Below are 16,772 nucleotides of genomic sequence, written 5' to 3'. Positions count from 1 at the left end.
AAGCAATCCTCTTCACCTCAAGCATCGGGTCGTCCTATCGTCCTTAACGCGACACAGCCCTTCGTGCGGCAGTATTCGCTGTGCAACGCGCCCGATGAAACCGACCGCTACATTCTCGGCGTGAAGCGCGAGCCCGACTCGCGGGGCGGATCGAGCGCGGTCCACGCTGAAGATCGCGAAGGGCAGACGCTCCAGATCAGCCCACCCAGGAATCATTTCGCACTCCATGGCGATGCCTCGCGCGCGGTCCTGTTCGCGGCCGGCATTGACATTACGCCTTTGCTCGCCATGGCGCAGGCGCTCTTCCATGGCGGCCGCGACTTCAGCCTCCATTACTTCACGCGCTCGCCCGGGCATGTGGCGTTTTCCGAACGACTCCAGCCGCTGGAGTCTGTGGCCGGTGCCTTGCACGTCTACACCGGCGCCCGCGTCGAGGACACGGCGCGCGCCGTTGCCGGCGCGCTGCACGGCCTCGATCCTTCATCGCACGTGTATGCGTGCGGGCCGGCGCCCATCATGTCGATGGTGCAAACCTGTATCGGCGCTCGATTGCCGGTGTCTCACTTCCACGTTGAGCACTTCGCCGCGCCCGCGAGCGAAACGGCTGGCGATGCCTTGTTCGAAGTGGTCGCCGCGCGAAGCGGCGTGCGCTGCGTCGTGCCCCCGGGGGAAAGCATCGCAGGCGCCTTGCGCCGACACGGCGTCGAGGTCGAAGTCTCGTGCGAGCAAGGCGTATGCGGCACCTGCATCACGCGCGTGCTGGCCGGGCAACCCGATCATCGCGATGTCTACCTCTCCGAAGCGGAGAAGGCGAGCGGCGAGCAGATGACGCCGTGCTGCTCCCGTTCGTTGAGCCCCGTGCTGGAACTGGATATCTGAACCGGCTGACGGCGCCGCTCGCCGACCCATGATGCTATCGCCGATCTGGAAGGCGTCTAGAAGAAGTGGATGATGCCGACCGCGACACCGGTCTGGTTCGCGCCCGCGACAACGCCGACTCCATACCCCGCGACGCCGAGGTTCGATCCGTGGTTGTTCTTCACGTAGTTCACTTCGCCATAGAGGCTCGTGCTCTTCGAGAGCAGGTATTGGGTATTGAGGCCGAAGTCGACGGGATGCTGGCCTGCCGATTTAATGTCGGTGTAGTAGGTCGCGGCCGAAATGAAGAATGCGGGCGAGCACTGCAACTGGAGGCCGCCATAGTACATGTCCGAGCGGGCTGCACTCGCCGGCACCGAGCTGTTGAACCACTTGTAGCCGGCATAGGCCTTCAGCGCGGCAACAATCTGGTAGGTTGCGCCAATGACGAAGCGCTGTTCCTTGGCGCTCTGGGTGGCCTCGGAAGTCCCGCGGCGCAGGTCGTACGCGGCAGCGGCGGCAAGGGGCCCCGCACTGTACGAAGCGCCGACGCTGATCTCCTGGCCCACACGAAATTCGCCGGGCACCTGCGCGCCGTTCACGATCGTGCTGTCGTACCCGGTGCTGTACATCGCATCGACCCTGAAACGGCCGAGGTCGGCAACGTACTTGGCCGCGTTGTCGGCGCGGCCCGCGTACTGCGCGTCCTGCGAGACGATCGACCAGCCGAAGTACCCGAGCGGATCGAGCGGCGTAAAGAGGTCGTAGATCGGCACGCGCTGCCGGCCGAGCATCAGCGTGCCGTACGGCGACGAAAGCCCGACAAACGCCTGCCGTCCGAACAATCGCCCGTTTTGCTGAACGCCGCCGTTCGCGAGGTTAAAGCCGTTCTCCAACTGGAATACCGCCTTCAACCCTCCTCCGAGATCTTCGACGCCCCTGAAGCCAAACCTGTCGGCGGCCTCCCCGCCCGACATCATCGCGGCCACGTCACGGTTCTTGCCATTGGTTTTCGCGGCGTTCGTGACGTACGAGAGGCCGGCATCGACGATGCCATACAGTGTGACGCTGCTTTGCGCCCACGCCCCCTGCATCGCGCCCACACCCATCGCGCCCAACGCTCCCAGTGCCACCGACTTCACCAGCTTTTTCATTGCGTCTCCTAAATATTTTTTTGAATTTCCTGCCGGACTACTGCGCTAATTCATCTCCTGTCTTCGGTGCTGCCGGCGGCAGTCAATCGATCCGGCGCTTGACTGCCGCCTCGCGATCACGCCTGGCGCCGCGCTCAAGCGAGCGCGCTCGGATAAGGGCTCTTGTCGACGTTCTCCAGCATCGTTCGGGCCAGCGATTCGAGCATGCGGGCCCTCGGGCCGGCGTGGGCGGCGCTGTCCCACAGATTGCGCATTTCGAGCGGGTCGGCGTCGAGGTCGTACAACTCGCCCCACTGCACGCCGTCGTAGAGGGTGAGCCGGCACTGGCCGTCCAGCAGCGTCCGGCAGCGGATGCGCTCCTTGAACCCCATCATCACACGCTGCCCTTCCTCCTCGATCATCAGCGCGTCGCGCAGCGAGGCGTCCGCACCACCCATCAGGCCCAGCATGCTCTTGCCCTGGATGCCGTTGAAGGGCGCAACGCCCGCGCGTTCGAGAATGGTGGGCGCAAGGTCCACGGTGCTTGTGAGCGAGGCGCTGTGCGTCAGGTGGCGGGTGACTCGAGGATCGCGCCAGATGAACGGAACGCGAATCAAGCCTTGATAGTGGATCGGCCCCTTGAGCATCAGGCCGTGGTCGCCCAGGTAGTCTCCGTGGTCGCTGGTGAAGATGACGATCGTGTCCTTGTCGAGCCCGAGCCGGGTCAATTCGTGCAGCAAGCGGCCGACGTTGTCGTCGATATGGGTGATCGAGCCGTAGTTGAGCGAGATGGCCTCGCGCGCTTCGCGCTCCGAACACGAAAAGAGCGCGGGCGTGTGCTTCACCGCCGTGCCGTTGCGCCGCTTCTCCTTGAGCCAGCTCACGTGAGGTGGCTCGCCGGTTACGTTGAAGGAGGCGGGCAACGCGATCTCATCGGGCGAATACATGTCCCAGTACTTGCCCGGCGGCGTGAACGGATGATGCGGATCCGGAAACGAAACCGCGAGAAAGAATGGCTTGGTCGCGCCGGCATGGCGCTGCAACTGCTCGATTGCGCGATCGGCAATGTAGGCGGTCGGATGGAGTGCCTCCGGCACACGCGTGCGCCAGGCCTGGCCAATTCGCGTGAGCTCGTATTCCGGCGCCGCGATCGCCTGCTCGGGGCCGAGCAGCGCCTCGACTTCCGGGTAGTGCTTTCTCAGCCAGTAGCGATAGTGTCCGTGAACGATATCGGCGTGATCGTCCACGAGGTCGACCGTTTCGAAGCCGTAGAACGGATAGTCCAGATCGAAATCGTCGCGCCCGAGCCACAGGTCGCGCCGCTCCTGATCGTAGCGCCCGAGCGGCGCCTCGAAGGCTTCGCGAGACAAGCGCTCTTCGGCCCGCAACGGCCATTGCGCCGGGTGATCGGTCATGTTCTGGAAGTGCGCCTTGCCGACGAGTCCGGTCGAGTAACCCGCCTCGCGAAGCAGATCGACAAACGTCGTGGCTTGCGTCGACAACGCAATGCCGTTGTGTCGCGCGCCATGCGCCGATGGATAGCGCCCCGTCAACATGCTCGCGCGGTTGGGCATGCAGATCGGCGTGGCCACGTACATCGCGTCCGCCCGGAATCCGCCTGCCGCGAGCCCGTCGATATGAGGCGTGCGCACGACCTTATTCCCGTATGCGCCGAGATGGTCGGCGCGATGCTGGTCGGTCACGATAATCAGAAAGTTGGGCTGCCGCGGCGTTGATTGCATAGCCAGAAAGGAAATTCAGGGAGTGGTAGGAACGTGCGTGCAGACGAAGCTGCTGGAGCAGTATCGGCGCAACAGCTATGCGAGTAAATTGAAGTTACGCACCGCTTTTATAACCAGTTCGATATGAATCCATCGCCCACTCGGCGCTAGGCGAGCCGCGACGCGGAGATGCGCAGCGCCTCCATGAACGCCGCAACCGGCGGAGTCACGTTGTCGGCCCAGAGCATGCCGATGCCAAGCGGCAAGCCCGGCAGCAGCAACGGCAGCGGCCCGACGGCGCCGCCTTTCTCCATCTCGCGCACGCTCTGCAGCGAGGCAATGAAAAGACACTCGCTGTCTAGCGCCACGGCCTGGTTCACCAGCACGGAAGAAGAGCTCATGAATGCCGCGGGCGTTGCGAGCCCCGCCTGGGCAAACGCGTCCTCGAGGCTCTGGCGCATGGGCGACTGCGCGGGCGGAAGAATCCACGGGTAGGCCAGCGTGTCCCGCCATGTCACCTTGCGCCGCGCGAAAAGCGGATGCTTGCGTGCCGCGGCAACGCATACCGGGCCATCGAACAGGCGCTCATGATGGCAGCCAGCGTTGAGCAAGCTGGCGTCCAGCCGGCCCAGCACGATGTCCAGCTCCCGGTTGAACAGACGCGGCATGAGGTGGTCGAGCGTGTCTTCCTGCAGCTGAATCGGGTGCCGGAAGCCCTGGTCGAGCAGGTAGCTGGCCGCGCGCGGAATCACGACGGCCGCCACGGCCGAAGGCGCGCCTACGCGCACGACGCTGCCGTGCCCGGCACGCAGCGCATCGAGCTCACCGCTCACGCGCGCGAGGTCGCCAAGGATACGGCTGGCGTGGTCCATGACGACAAATCCGGCTTCGGTCGGCACGAGCCGCCGTGTCGTGCGATCGAAGAGCGGCATGCCGAGCAATGCTTCGAGCTCCTTCAACCATTTCGATAGAGCGGGCTGCGTCATCGCCATCGTGCTGGCCGTTCGGCTCAAGCTGCGTGTCTGTCCGATGGTGGCAACGATCTCGAGGTCCCGCATCTTGAGGCGGCGTGCGAGGCGATTGGCTGAAGCATCCATTTTTATTGATCCCGATATAAAAAACGGCCAATTATTCAATAACGACGAAAGAGTCTCAATCCTATACTGTGCCCTGCCCGCCCCCCGGGCCCGCGGGCCCGCGGGCCCGCGCGCCCCGGCCTTGCACGCGGCCGCTTCGCCCGACGCGCCCTGCGTGGTAACCCCGCTACGCCCCAATAATCAAGGAGACACCCCAACATGACGCAGTATCAGACTGCTCGCATGCGAGCACCTTGCGACGTCGCCGAATTCATCAACGACCGTCCCATTTCGACCTTCCAGTTGCGCATCGTGGCGCTGTGCTTTCTGGTGGTGGCGATGGACGGCTTCGACGCGGCATCGATCGGCTTCATCGCGCCAGCAATCCGGTCCGAGTGGCTCCTCACGCCCACGGCGCTCGCGTCGCTGTTCGGTGCGGGCCTGGCCGGCCTGATGGTGGGCGCGCTCACGTTCGGACCGCTGGCCGATCGTGTCGGGCGCCGCACGGTGCTTACCGGCTCCGTTGCGTCGTTCGGACTGGCGTGCTTCGTCTCGGCCTTCGCGCCGTCGCTGCCGGTGCTCGTCGCGCTGCGCTTCGTGACGGGCCTCGGGCTCGGCGGCGCCATGCCCAACGCGATCACGCTCACCGCCGAGTATTGTCCGCAGCGCCGCCGCTCGACGCTGCTCACGCTGATGTTCTGCGGCTTCTCGCTCGGCGGCGCATTGGGCGGCGTGATCAGCGCCGCGTTGATTCACGACTATGGCTGGCGCAGCGTGCTGGCCGCGGGCGGCGCCGTGCCGCTCCTGAGCGTGCCTGTGCTGTTGATGCTGCTGCCGGAATCCGCCCGCTATCTCGTGCTGAGCGGTGCATCGGCACAGCGGGTGGCGCGCGCGCTCGCGCGGCTCGGTCCCGCTATCGCATTCGACGAGACACAAACCTTCACGGTGCGCGACACGCGCCCGCGCGGCGGCTGGCTGCCCGTGCTCGATCTCTTTCGCGAGGGCAATGCGCGCAATACGCTGCTGCTTTGGCTCACATTCTTCATGGGGCTCATGATCATCTACCTGCTCTCGAGCTGGCTGCCGACCGTGTTGCATTCGATGGGATTTTCCCTGCGCGCCGCCGCGCTCGTGGCGGCGCTGCTGCAAACCGGTGGCGTCGTCGGTGCAATCGTGCTGGGCGTGCTGATGGACCGGCTCGACCCTTGCCGCGTGCTTGCTTTCACGTACTGCATTGGCTGTGCTTCGATCTTCACGATCGGCCATACGGCAACGCCCGCGCTGCTGTGTCTCGCCGTTTTCGTCACCGGTTGCTGCATCAGCGGCTCGCAGACTTGCATCAGCATCCTCTCCGCCAGCTTCTATCCCACGCATTGCCGAGCCACCGGGGTGAGCTGGGCCAGCGGCGTCGGCAGGCTCGGCTCGATTGCGGGCTCGGTGGCAGGAGGCGTCATGCTCTCCGGCGGCTGGTCCAATTCGACGATTTTCTCGCTGATCGCCGCTCCTGCGCTGGCAGCGGCACTGCTGATGCACCGGCTCGCGCGCTCGCGGCGCGGCGCGGCGAGCGCCTGTGTGGCGGCAACGCCGAAGTCCGCTGCGTCATGCCGCTGCTCACGCAACGATAAGCGCTAGCCCCGCGCACGCCTGCACGATCTCATGCTTCGCGGGGCCCCCGCACGCGCCAGGACGCAAGCCCGCTCAAGCGCGATTGCGCAGCCACGCCAGCGTCTCGTCGAGCGCGCCTTCGATCGCGGCAAAAAGCTCGTCGATGTGGCTCACGGTGACGATGAGCGGAGGACACAGCATGAGCGTGTTGTTCTGGCCGCGCGTGATGACGCCCCGGCGCCGCGCACACGTTGCCACGTGTGCGGCCACGCCGAGCGCCGGCGCGATGGACTCGCGAGTGGACTTGTCACGCACGATTTCGAGGCCGCCGATCAACCCGACGCCACGCCCCTCGCCCACCAGCGGATGCTCGCCGAGCCTCGCAACGTGCGCGAGAAGGCGTGGCGCGAGATCGGGCACGCGCTGCACGATGTCGATCTCTTCGTAGATCTTCAATGCCTCCAGCGCCACCGCCGCGGCAACGGGATGCCCGGTGTAGGTGTAGCCGTGCCCGAAAATGCCGATCTTGTCGCTGGCGCTCACGAGCGCACGATATATCCGCTAGTTGATCAGCAATCCTGTTATTTGCACGTAGCCCGCGGAGAGCTGCTTCGCAACAGTCATCATGCCGGGCTCGAGCCCGTAGGTTTCGCAGCCGAACAGATTGCCGGTGCGGCCAAAGCCACGGATGACCTCGTCGGCGACCAGCAAGATGCAGTACCTGCGCAGCACCGCCTGCACTTTCTCGAAGTACGTGCGCGGCGGCAGGATCACGCCGGCCGAGCCCATCAGCGGCTCGGCAAAGAACGCCGCGATCTGGTCGGGCCCCTCCCTCAGGACGAGCGTTTCGAGTTCGGCGGCGCAGCGCGTCGCGTAATCCTCCTCCCGCTCATGCGGCACGCCGTTGCGGTAGAAATATGGGCCTTCCGCATGCAAAATCCGCTCGAGCGGCAGATCGAACTCGCGATGCGCGCAGGGCGATCCGGTCAGGCTCGCAGCGGCCACCGTGACGCCATGGTAGGCGCGCGTGCGCGAAATGATCTTCTTCTTTTGCGGCTTGCCGATAGCGTTGTGGTAGTACCAGATCAGCTTGATCTGCGGTGTCGTTGGCCTCGGAACCCGAATTCGCGAAGAAACCTTTTGACATGGACACCGGCGCCATCGCGACCAGCTTTTCGGCCATCTCGATGCCCACGCCGATCAAGCTGTGGCCGAACGCATGGTAGTAAGGCAGCGTCCTCAATTGACGATTTGCCGCGTCGGCTAGGCGCGCATTTTCGAACCCGAGCGATTCGCAAAAGAGCCTGGCGAGCCCCTCCACATAGCGATTGCCTTGCGCGTCGAATACGTAAGGCCCCTCGCCCCGGGTGACGACGAACGGCCCCTCTTCCTCGTGGAGGCGCAGGTTCGTGTACGGATGCTGATAGTTGGCGATATCTCGCGCGTCGATCGCGGACGGGTCCATCAGCGTGAAGCTCCCTCAGTGAATGAACGTGGTCAGCCATGGAATGGCCATGGCATGCATCGCGAAGCGAATCAGCCTTGCCCTGGCGAGCCGGAGCGCGAGGTCTCGCGCAAAGCATGGGCGGGAATCCCTCGCAGCAGGACCACGGTGCCGGCGAGCAGCAGCACCGCGAGTGCGTCGAAAGCGAGACTGAAGCTGCCGGTCCGGGTCTTGACCCAGCCCACCAATATGGGGCTCAGGAACGCCGCAACGCCGCCGATACTGCTGATCATGGCGATGCCGCTCGCCACCGTCGGCCCGGTGAGATAGACCGGAGGGATCGTCCAGAATACCGACAAGGCGCTGAACGACGCCGCCATCGCGCAGGTGAGGGACAGCATGACCGGCACGCGACTGCCATCGCCATGGGCCACGAACGCAAAGCCGCCTGCCGCGACGCAAAGCGCCACCGCGATATGCCACCGGCGCTCGCGCCTGCTATCCGAGTGCCGCGAGCAGGCGTACATCGCGATCAGCGAAACGCAGTACGGGATGGTGGAGAGCAGGCCAACCGTGACCAGATCGGAAGCCGCGATCTCCCGAAGCACGCTCGGCAGCCAGTATCCCAGCGTATTGAGACCCGCGAAGATGGCGAAATAAACGAAGCCCGCGATGTAGACGCGCGGATCGCGCAATGCCAGGCGCAGGCCGTGCCCGGGCGTCGCCTGCGAGCGCTTCTGGCGCAGCGCGTCGGCCACGATCGCGCGTTCGCGCGGTGTGAGCCACGCCGCCTGCTCAGGCGAGTCCGCCAGCACGAAGTACGCAACGACGCCCAGCGCAATGGCGGGCAACCCCTCGTAGACGAACAGCACCTGCCAGCCCGCGAGCCCATGCGCGCCGGCGAAGGCCGTCATGATGTATCCCGCGAGCGGTCCGCCGACCATGCCCGATAGCACCACGCTCATCAGGAAGACCGAGGTGATCCGGCCGCGCCGCGCGTCGGGAAACCATTGGCTCAGGTACAGCATCACGCCAGGGAAGAACCCGGCCTCCGCGACGCCGAGTAAAAAGCGCATGACGTACAGTCCCATCGGCGTGCGAACCGTGCTCATGGCGACGGAGGCGATGCCCCACAACAGCATGATGCGCATGAGCGTGGCGCGTGCGCCCACTTTCTGGATGTACAAGTTGCTTGGCACTTCGAACAGAATGTAGCCAAGCAGGAACATTGACGCACCGAGCCCGTAGGCGGCGTCGTTCAGACCCAGGTCGTGCATGAACTGCAGCTTGGCGAATGCGATGTTGGTGCGGTCGATCTGGCTGACAACGAACGAGACGAACAGGAACGGCAGCAGCCGCCACGTGATCTTGCGGAAGGTCGTGTCAGCCTCGCGCGCGGAGTACGGATCGCCAAGGGATGGGGACGCGTCGGTAGTCGCTAGCGGTACAGTCGAGGGGGGCATCGTGATTGTCTCCGTATCGAGCGGGTCTGCCATCGGGCATCCCGCCGTTGTTGGGGTCTCGGTATGGGTCACGGCATGGGGCGCGAAACGCGCGCGCCGCGGCGCGCGCGTTTCGCGCGATTCGAACGATGTGCCAATCAGGCCGCGAACATCGGCGGCGTGAGCACGCCGCCCAGCGCCTCGGCGCACAGCGCCGCGAAGCGCAGCGTGGTCTTGTCCTCGAGGTAGGGGCCGATCGCCTGCAGGCCGACCGGCAAGCCGCCGCGCGTGAGCCCGAGCGGCACCGAGGTGGCCGGCAAGCCGGGCAGCGTCGCCAGAGACGGGTAAAACAGCTGCATCTGGTAGATCACGTCCTGATCGTCCACGGCGATCTTGAAGCCCGCGCCGCTGCCCGGACCCTGCACGTCGATCTGGCGATACGGCGCGAACAAGGTGATCGGCGCGAGCACGATGTCCCAGTCGCGGAAGAACTCCGCCCACACAGCACGCACGCGCTCGCGGCCCCGGTGCCAAGAGAAGAATTCGGCGGCTGTCGCCTCGAGCCCATGCGCATGGGCATCGGAGAATTCCCAGTCGGCGGCGCGGAACAAGGCGATACGGCGGGCACGCTCCGCCGCGTCGAGCCGCAGGCCCATCGCGGCGCCGAGCAACTGGCGGTAGAGCCGGAAGTACTCGCGCAGGTCGCCGAAGCACGCCGGCTGCACCTCTCTGACGTGCACGCCCGCACGTGCGAGCGCATCGATTGCGTGCTGGCGCGCCGCAGCGATGTCGGCGCTCACCGGCGCCCACTCAACCTGCGGCAGCACCGCCACGCGAAAGTCCTTCAGATGCTCGCGACGCGCCGCCGGCAATGTGAAGCGCCAGGCAGCCTCCTCACCGCCCTCGGGGCCGCCCAGCACGTCCATCGTGAGCGCCGCGTCGGCTGCGTCGCGCGTGATGGGGCCCATCACGCCCATCAGGCTCGGTGGATTCGGCAGCGGAGGCGACATCCGCTGGCCGCTCTTGGGCAGCGCGGTTTCGCTGGCCTTGTGGCCAAACACGCCGCAGAACGCGCCCGGCACGCGCACCGAGCCGCCAATGTCGCTGCCCAGGTCGATCGGGGTGAGGCCCGCGGCGACCGCCGCCGAACCACCCGAGCTGCCGCCGGGGCTGCGATCCAGATCCCACGGATTGGCCGTGCGGCCGTAGACCGGATTGGTCGCCTGCCAGTCGGTCAAATCCCACGACACGTTGGTCTTGCCGAGCACGATCGCGCCCGCGTCACGCAGCCTCGTGACGACCGACGCATCGTACGAGGCGACGTTCTGTGCATAGGCACTGACGCCGGACGTGGTGCGCAGTCCGGCCACGTTGATCGACTCCTTGACGGTGACCGGAATGCCGAGCAACGGCCGGCGTTCGCCGCGCGCACGCGCCGCGTCGGCTGCGCGCGCCGCCTCGCGGGCCCGCCCGAAATCGCGCACGACCACCACATTGAGTTTTTCGTCGTGGCGCTCGATGCGCTCGATATGCAGCTCGGTCAATTCGGCGCATGACAGCTCGCGCCGATCCAGCGCCGCAAGCATGGCCGTCGCGGACGAAAATGGATTCATTGCACTCTCCCTGGTTCAGAACATCGATGGATTGCGCTGCGTACCCGCTGACGCAGCAAAGCGATGGCGCCCATTCTGGAGATGCAAATAATGAAAATCTAATGAATTCTTCCCGAGGTTCCATTAGCATTAGCTCATGGAACACGTGATCTCCGACATTCCCTGGGCGCGCCGACTCAAGCTCCGCCATCTCGAGGTTTTTCTGCTTCTGACGAGCTACGGAAGCCTCACGGCAGCCGCCACTGCGATGCACATGACCCAGCCGGCCGTATCGCATTGGCTCAAGGATCTGGAAGATCTCGTGGGGACCCAGCTGCTCGTGCGCGGCCGGCAAATGCGGCTGACCGAGACCGGCGAAGCGTTGCGCCGGCACGCCGAGCGGATGCTAGGCGACGTGCGCCGCACGAACGAGGAGCTCGAAGCGATTCGCACGGGCAAGGCTGGACAGTTGCACGTCGGCACGGTGCTCGCGGCCGCGCCAGTTCTGCTGCCCAAGGCGATCGCCCGGCTGCAGCGCGAGACGACGCGCGTGACCGTATCCGTACGAGAAGACACGTTCGATCAGTTGCTGGAGCAACTGGAGAAGCACGAACTCGATGTGATCGTCGGCCGCCTGTCGGACCGTACGCTGCGCCTCGGCCTGCCGTGCGAAATTCTGGTCGAGGATCCCATCTGCGTGGTATGCGGGCCGCAGCACCCGCTGGTGTCGCGGCCCGCGCCGAGCTGGCACGATGCCTCCAGCTTCCCCTGGATCATGCCTGCAGCGGGCACGCCAATGCGCGTGCGCCTCGAAGCCGCCTTCGCGGAGCACGATCTGCCGGTGCCCGAGCCCGCGGTGGAGTCGGTATCGATCCTCGCCAACCAGATGCTGTTCCGCGAAGGCCCTTATCTGGGCATCGTCGCGGCTTCCGTGGCGCGTCACTTCCAGGCGCTCGGCCTCATGGCCGTCATCGCCCTGCCCACGATCGTCCGTGGCGCGCCGGTCGGCATCCTATGGCGGCAACACAAGCCCAATGCGGTGACACAGCGTCTGCTGGCCGTGCTGCGCGAAGAGGCGAAGGCGATACTACACGGCGGGTTGATGGATCAAGCGCTGTAATCAGGCTGACGCTGCGGCTGCGCGGTAGCAAACGCCGGGTGTTGCGAGGGGTGTTCATAGACGGCGAGGCAACGCGCATAGGCGCTCAGATCGCAGTCCATGCGCAGCGCGTTGGCGATCTCCGGCACGAGGCACACGTCGGCCAGTGTCGGTTGCGCGCGCACAGGCGCTCCACGCCCGCCTTGTGTTCTTCGACCCAGTGCCGGTACCACGCGGGCTTTCGGTTGCGGCGTGACCTTCAGTTCCATTTCCAGATAGGGGTGATCGTCCTTTTCGTGCGGAAAATGGCGGTTAGCTCCGAAAAGAGCCAGAAGATCAAGGGCTTGCGATTGGGCGGGCCGCGCGAAATACCGAGGGCGGCAAAGCCTTGCCGCAGGCGACTCGGGTCCCTGAAACCGCCAGAAATCGCACGAAAAGTACGTTCACCCCATTACGGCCCCTAATCCGGCCTGACTTCACGCTAACGTCTTCCCATTCAGCCTGTGCTGGCAGCCTGGAGGCGACGATGGAGCATCTGGTCAGAGTGCATAACGAGAACGACCGGCAAACGCTGGAATGGCTGCGCCGTCACCTTGGCGACACCGCAATCGGTGCCGCCGTCCAGCGATGCGAGGGGTCTGGCAAGCCCTATCTGTCTGCCGTCTGCAGGCAGCTCGGCGTCAGGGCCCCACGATTTCACATGCTACTGCGGGAGAGCCCGAGCCCGGTGGCCGAACAGTCCCTGGCGGACATCCGGCACCTACTTGCCGCACGCATCGCGCTGGACGTAGCGAGTCCGATCCCTTCCAGCCAGAAATAACCGTCTCAGTGATGGGTCCGGTCGGGACGATGCGTCGCCGTCTATGTCACGAATCCGGACAAAGTGCACGATGAGAACGTGCGAAGTGGCTCCCCGCTGGTGACTTGCCTACGACTCCCTTCCCGCATGGCTCGGCTCGCGTTGCCGGTGTGTCCGTGGCTGCAATAAGCGGCTATCGCGTCATCTGACTGCTAGCGTGGCTAGCCTTACACAAAGCCTTTACCGGTTATAGCGCGCGGGTAAATCAGCGCAGCCTCTTCTGCCGCCATACCAGGCACCCCGAACTCGCCAACTCGCGAATCAGCCTGTCTCGCCATCCGCCTCTTGGTGCGCTACGAACGCGCGCGATCTTCATTCCTTCACATGCCCGGGTAAACGCCATCACCCGGACGTCTCCGTAATTATTGACAGCTGTCTCAAATATGACTAGATTTCACCTGTCTATTTGAGACACTATCAAAAATTCAGTCATAGACAGCCGCGCAGCGCCGCGGCAATGCGTAGAGCAATTCGTACAACTATCTATATGGAGACGCAGCATGCTTCGGAGACACCTGGCAATTTGTTCTCTTGCCGTCCTTCTTGCCGCACCTGCGCACGCGCAGAGTTCCGTGACGCTATACGGAATCGTCGATATCGGCCTCACCTACACGAATAGCGCGCAGACGGCCGTAGTGGGCGGCAAGCCCGCAGGTGGCTCCCAGTTCGCCCTGACGGACGCGCATGCGACAGGACTGAGCGGCAGCCGCTGGGGCCTGCGTGGCACCGAAGACCTGGGCGGCGGACTGAGTACCATTTTCGTGCTGGAGAGTGGCTTCCTCGCCAACAGCGGTGCACTCGCACAGGGCGGCGCCGAATTCGGCCGGCGGGCCTATGTCGGGCTATCCAATACGCTCGGCAAGGTCACACTGGGCCGGCAGTACGATCCGCTGATCGACTTCGTCCAGCCGTTTGCGGCCTCTGGATCGTGGGCCGGCTACATGGGCGCTCACCCCGACGACCTCGACAATCTCACGAACACCAACCGCATCAACAACTCGGTCAAGGTCAACACTGCGAAGTTCGGTGGTTTCAGCGCCGGTGCGCTCTACAGCTTCGGGGGCGTCGCGGGCAATGCGACACAGAACCAGATCTGGGCATTAGGCGCCGGCTACACGGGCGGCGCCTTCGCATTCGGTGCAGGCTACCTGAACGCACGCGACCCGAACGTCTCGTTTTATGGCAACACGCCGAACAAGGGCACGGCAACTGCGAACAATATTGGCTCAACCGGGTCGGCTACGAGCCCGCAGTCGTACCCGGTATATGCGGGCTATGCCTCCGCGAAGACGCTCCAGATCATCGGTGGGGGCGCGTCATACACGCTAGGCGGCGCGGTCTTCTCACTGGCCGCGACCAATACGCGGTTTGATAATCTTGGCTCGTCCTCCGGCCCCAACCCGCTCCACTACAGCGGCGACGCGATATTCACGAGCCTCGACTTCAATGTGCGCTACAACGTCACGCCGTTCTTCCAGGTGGGCACAGGCATTGACTACACCCACCGCAATTCCGTCAAGGGCGATGACGGCGCGAAATATCTTCAGCTGGACCTCGGTGCCGATTACTTTCTCTCCAAGCGCACGGACCTTTACCTGTTGACCGTACTCCAACGCGCGATGGGCACCGATTCGCTAGGCCAGCCCGCCGTAGCGTCGATTGCCGGTTTCAGCCCGTCGACCACCGACAAGCAGATCGGCGTGCGGCTCGGCATTCGCCACAAGTTCTGATGCTTCAGCCGACGCTCGCTCCGCGCGCCTTGCGGGGCGAGCGTGGTTCTTGCCTCGCACCGACGCGCGCGTTGCTCTCCAGCCAGCCACCGAAACCGTCGAGCAGCAGTTTGAGACCTTCGTCGAACGCACGCTCCGCACCCAGTTCAGAGAACGCCGCGCCGACGATTTTCGCGGCGGGATAGCGGTCGTCGGACACCTCGCCAAATTTGCCACGCAGATAGCTCGAATGTTCGGAGGGCGACTGGCGGCCGGCCGCCGAAATACTCGAAGACAGCAGGTACTGCGCCAACAGGTGGTACGCGAGCGCGGCACGATCCGCGGAAAAGCCGCCCTGCAGGAACGCGGACGTGATGTGATTGAACAGCGCCATCCCGTAGTCAATCTCGCCCGGCGCCACGGACTGGAACAGACGGAAGCGATTGTGCGACGCCACGTAGTGGTTCACGCCCGGCGTCTCGCGCGAGAGCGCGAACGAACTGCGCGCGATCGTCTCGACATCCGCGCGCCAGTTGCCCGTTAAGGCGGGCAGCGCCTCCAGCCGGCGCCGGTAGTAAGCGTTGAGCACGCCAGAGATCAGGTCGTCGCGGCTACCCAGGTAGTAATGGATCAGGCCCGGCGCCACGCCAAACTCCTTGGCCAGTTGCACCATGGACACCTGGTCAAGTGGCATGGTTTTCGCCATCTCGCTCGCGCGCTCGATGATCACGTTGCGCGACAGCATGGACTCTGCGCCGATAGGCGCGGCGGCTTTCGGTGGCCGTCCGCGCCTGCGTGGCGGCGTGGCGACGGCGGTTTCCGGCTTTCTGGTGGTGGGTGCAGTCATCGATGACAGTCATCGGTCGGGAAAGTACCCACAGTCTACCTTTAAAATTTAATTGACACTATCTCAATTAATTTATAACCTGATTTGCATCGAACTCAAATTTTCAACGGAGGAGATGTGGAACAGACGGAAAAGGCGGTTGTCACCGCCGGTCTGCGCGGCGCTAACTGGGACCCTGTGCTGATGCGGCGACCCTATAAGGTCACGCCCTACACACTGCAAACCGCCGACGGCCAGAAGACGCTCGGTTTTCTCTTCACGGCTACGGGCAACGAGAAGACGGTCGTGTCGATCATGCATCCGCGCGAAATGTCGGTGACGCACTACCTCGTGCCCGCCGTACTCGATGCCGGTTGCGCGTGCTGGGTGCAGGGGCCGCGTTCGATCGGCAACGATCTGCGCCTCGAACACGAGATTGCGCTGCTGGACGTAGCCGCAGGCATGCAGCATCTGCGCACGCTCGGCTATCGCGACGTAGTGCTGCTCGGAAACTCGGGCGGCGGTGCGCTCTACGCCTTCTATAACCAGCAATCGCGGCTCGCGCCCGCGCAACGCCTTGCCCGCACGCCAGCGGGCCGGCCGACGGGACTCGCCGAAACGGAACTGCCGCCCGCAGACGGATTCATTCTCGTATCGCCCCATCCGGGCCAGGGTGCGATCCTGCTCAACAGCCTCGACGCGAGTGTCGTCGATGAAAGCGATCCGTTTTCGACGGATCCGTCGCTCGATCCGTTCTCGCCCGAGAACGGCTTCGACCCGCAAACGCGCACCGCGCGCTACACGAGCGCATTCACCGAGCGCTATCGGGCCGGCCAGGTACGACGCGCGCAGCGCCTCGACGCAATGGCGCTGGAATTGATCGAACGAAAGCAGGCCGCGCGTCGTCGCCTCAAAGGCGATGCGCCCTCGCCCGCCGATCGGCGGCTCGCAGCATACGCACCCATTTTTCAGGTCTGGCGTACCGATGCCGACTTGCGCGCATGGGACATTTCGCTCGATCCGTCCGATCGCAAGCCGGGCTCGCTGTGGGGCAGCGACCCGTTCGTGTCGAACTGGGGCAGCGTCGCGTTCGGGCGCGTCGTCACGCCGGAATCGTGGCTTTCGACATGGTCGGGTCTTGCTTCGCGCGCCTCGTTCGCGAACTGTGCTGCGTCCATCGTTTCGCCAACGCTCCTGCTCGAGTACACAGGGGACCAGTGTGCATTCCCTAAGGATATCGAAACAATCTTCAACGACCTCGGCACCGCCGACAAGACACGTGTTCGCGTGCGAGGCAATCACCACGGCATGGAGCTGGAGCACGGCGAACCTTCGGGTCGCGAGATCGTATCCCGGCATATCGTCGAGTGGCTGAACGCACGGTACGGCAGTCACTGATTTCAGCATT

At 64.5% G+C, this 16,772-nt stretch carries 13 protein-coding genes and 3 pseudogenes; 7 read left to right on the top strand and 9 right to left on the bottom strand.

All coding sequences use genetic code 11. The features are described from left to right. Positions 1-879: PDR/VanB family oxidoreductase (locus EYW47_RS23475; protein WP_205710136.1), on the top strand; the 879-nt coding region annotated here is incomplete at its 5' end. A gap of 56 nt (positions 880-935) precedes the next feature. Here the strand turns inward: EYW47_RS23475 and EYW47_RS23470 are convergent. From EYW47_RS23470 to EYW47_RS23460, 3 genes are all read right to left on the bottom strand, one after another. Continuing rightward, positions 936-2,012, bottom strand: coding sequence for a porin (locus EYW47_RS23470; RefSeq protein ID WP_133197216.1), 1,077 nt, complete (start codon positions 2,010-2,012; stop codon positions 936-938). Positions 2,013-2,146: 134 nt separating this feature from the next. Continuing rightward, entirely contained in the window at positions 2,147-3,733 is a 1,587-nt protein-coding gene (locus EYW47_RS23465; protein WP_133197215.1) for a sulfatase family protein, read from the bottom strand. 146 nt (positions 3,734-3,879) lie between these two features. Continuing rightward, a complete protein-coding gene (locus EYW47_RS23460) occupies positions 3,880-4,809 on the bottom strand; it encodes a LysR substrate-binding domain-containing protein (protein WP_133197214.1) in 930 nt (309 codons plus the stop codon). 198 nt (positions 4,810-5,007) lie between these two features. On the opposite strand from EYW47_RS23460, the gene EYW47_RS23455 reads away from it, so the two are divergent. Next, entirely contained in the window at positions 5,008-6,420 is a 1,413-nt protein-coding gene (locus tag EYW47_RS23455) for an MFS transporter (protein WP_240763876.1), read from the top strand. Between the two features lie 66 nt (positions 6,421-6,486). Here EYW47_RS23455 and EYW47_RS23450 read toward each other — a convergent pair. From EYW47_RS23450 to EYW47_RS23440, 4 genes and pseudogenes are all read right to left on the bottom strand, one after another. Next, positions 6,487-7,431 (bottom strand): annotated as a pseudogene (locus EYW47_RS23450) (aminotransferase class III-fold pyridoxal phosphate-dependent enzyme). 118 nt (positions 7,432-7,549) lie between these two features. Continuing rightward, a pseudogene (locus EYW47_RS42585) lies at positions 7,550-7,858 on the bottom strand (aspartate aminotransferase family protein); the annotation flags it as partial. A 71-nt stretch (positions 7,859-7,929) separates the two neighbouring features. Further along, positions 7,930-9,300, bottom strand: coding sequence for an MFS transporter (locus EYW47_RS23445; protein ID WP_133197213.1), 1,371 nt, complete (start codon positions 9,298-9,300; stop codon positions 7,930-7,932). Between the two features lie 137 nt (positions 9,301-9,437). Beyond that, positions 9,438-10,892 carry an amidase gene (locus EYW47_RS23440; RefSeq protein WP_133197212.1) on the bottom strand — a complete coding sequence of 485 codons (1,455 nt, stop codon included), beginning with the start codon at positions 10,890-10,892 and terminating at the stop codon, positions 9,438-9,440. A gap of 136 nt (positions 10,893-11,028) precedes the next feature. Here EYW47_RS23440 and EYW47_RS23435 point away from each other — a divergent pair, with 136 nt between their 5' ends. Then, positions 11,029-11,991 (top strand): LysR substrate-binding domain-containing protein, encoded by a 963-nt coding sequence (locus EYW47_RS23435; protein WP_133197211.1) that lies wholly within the window; start codon positions 11,029-11,031, stop codon positions 11,989-11,991. On the opposite strand, the pseudogene EYW47_RS23430 reads toward EYW47_RS23435, so the two are convergent. Then, a pseudogene (locus EYW47_RS23430) lies at positions 11,979-12,323 on the bottom strand (glutathione S-transferase family protein); the annotation flags it as partial. The gene EYW47_RS23435 and the pseudogene EYW47_RS23430 sit on opposite strands and share 13 nt — an antisense overlap. A gap of 173 nt (positions 12,324-12,496) precedes the next feature. On the opposite strand from EYW47_RS23430, the gene EYW47_RS23425 reads away from it, so the two are divergent. Together EYW47_RS23425 and EYW47_RS23420 are read left to right on the top strand one after the other, a co-directional pair. Further along, entirely contained in the window at positions 12,497-12,790 is a 294-nt protein-coding gene (locus tag EYW47_RS23425; protein ID WP_133197210.1) for a CppA family protein, read from the top strand. A 539-nt stretch (positions 12,791-13,329) separates the two neighbouring features. After that, complete coding sequence (locus tag EYW47_RS23420) at positions 13,330-14,559, top strand: porin (protein ID WP_133197209.1); 1,230 nt, start codon at positions 13,330-13,332, stop codon at positions 14,557-14,559. Positions 14,560-14,563: 4 nt separating this feature from the next. Here the strand turns inward: EYW47_RS23420 and EYW47_RS23415 are convergent, their stop codons facing one another. Next, positions 14,564-15,232: a TetR/AcrR family transcriptional regulator gene (locus EYW47_RS23415; RefSeq protein WP_240763875.1), complete on the bottom strand. Its 669-nt coding sequence runs from the start codon at positions 15,230-15,232 to the stop codon at positions 14,564-14,566. Between EYW47_RS23415 and EYW47_RS41005 the strand changes: the two genes are divergently transcribed. Together EYW47_RS41005 and EYW47_RS23410 are read left to right on the top strand one after the other, a co-directional pair. Next, positions 15,231-15,437, top strand: a complete 207-nt coding sequence (locus tag EYW47_RS41005) for a hypothetical protein (protein WP_165976650.1) — start codon at positions 15,231-15,233, stop codon at positions 15,435-15,437. The two genes, EYW47_RS23415 and EYW47_RS41005, sit on opposite strands and share 2 nt — an antisense overlap. Before the next feature lie 65 nt (positions 15,438-15,502). After that, positions 15,503-16,762, top strand: a complete 1,260-nt coding sequence (locus EYW47_RS23410) for an alpha/beta fold hydrolase (protein ID WP_240763874.1) — start codon at positions 15,503-15,505, stop codon at positions 16,760-16,762. Positions 16,763-16,772 lie beyond the last annotated feature (10 nt).

Origin of the sequence: Paraburkholderia silviterrae, assembly GCF_004353915.1 — a bacterium.
GTDB classification, from domain to species: domain Bacteria; phylum Pseudomonadota; class Gammaproteobacteria; order Burkholderiales; family Burkholderiaceae; genus Paraburkholderia; species Paraburkholderia silviterrae.
The sequence above is the reverse complement of the archived record's forward strand: the minus strand, read 5'-3'. Positions and strand labels throughout refer to the sequence as shown.

What these genes read in the sequence shown, in the direction of transcription:
- EYW47_RS23470 (WP_133197216.1), bottom strand. Translation starts at nt 2,012, where the DNA reads ATGAAAAAGCTGGTGAAGTCGGTGGCACTGGGAGCGTTGGGCGCGATG.
- EYW47_RS23465 (WP_133197215.1), bottom strand. Translation starts at nt 3,733, where the DNA reads ATGCAATCAACGCCGCGGCAGCCCAACTTTCTGATTATCGTGACCGAC.
- EYW47_RS23460 (WP_133197214.1), bottom strand. Translation starts at nt 4,809, where the DNA reads ATGGATGCTTCAGCCAATCGCCTCGCACGCCGCCTCAAGATGCGGGAC.
- EYW47_RS23455 (WP_240763876.1), top strand. Translation starts at nt 5,008, where the DNA reads ATGACGCAGTATCAGACTGCTCGCATGCGAGCACCTTGCGACGTCGCC.
- EYW47_RS23445 (WP_133197213.1), bottom strand. Translation starts at nt 9,300, where the DNA reads ATGCCCCCCTCGACTGTACCGCTAGCGACTACCGACGCGTCCCCATCC.
- EYW47_RS23440 (WP_133197212.1), bottom strand. Translation starts at nt 10,892, where the DNA reads ATGAATCCATTTTCGTCCGCGACGGCCATGCTTGCGGCGCTGGATCGG.
- EYW47_RS23435 (WP_133197211.1), top strand. Translation starts at nt 11,029, where the DNA reads ATGGAACACGTGATCTCCGACATTCCCTGGGCGCGCCGACTCAAGCTC.
- EYW47_RS23425 (WP_133197210.1), top strand. Translation starts at nt 12,497, where the DNA reads ATGGAGCATCTGGTCAGAGTGCATAACGAGAACGACCGGCAAACGCTG.
- EYW47_RS23420 (WP_133197209.1), top strand. Translation starts at nt 13,330, where the DNA reads ATGCTTCGGAGACACCTGGCAATTTGTTCTCTTGCCGTCCTTCTTGCC.
- EYW47_RS41005 (WP_165976650.1), top strand. Translation starts at nt 15,231, where the DNA reads ATGGTTTTCGCCATCTCGCTCGCGCGCTCGATGATCACGTTGCGCGAC.
- EYW47_RS23415 (WP_240763875.1), bottom strand. Translation starts at nt 15,232, where the DNA reads ATGCCACTTGACCAGGTGTCCATGGTGCAACTGGCCAAGGAGTTTGGC.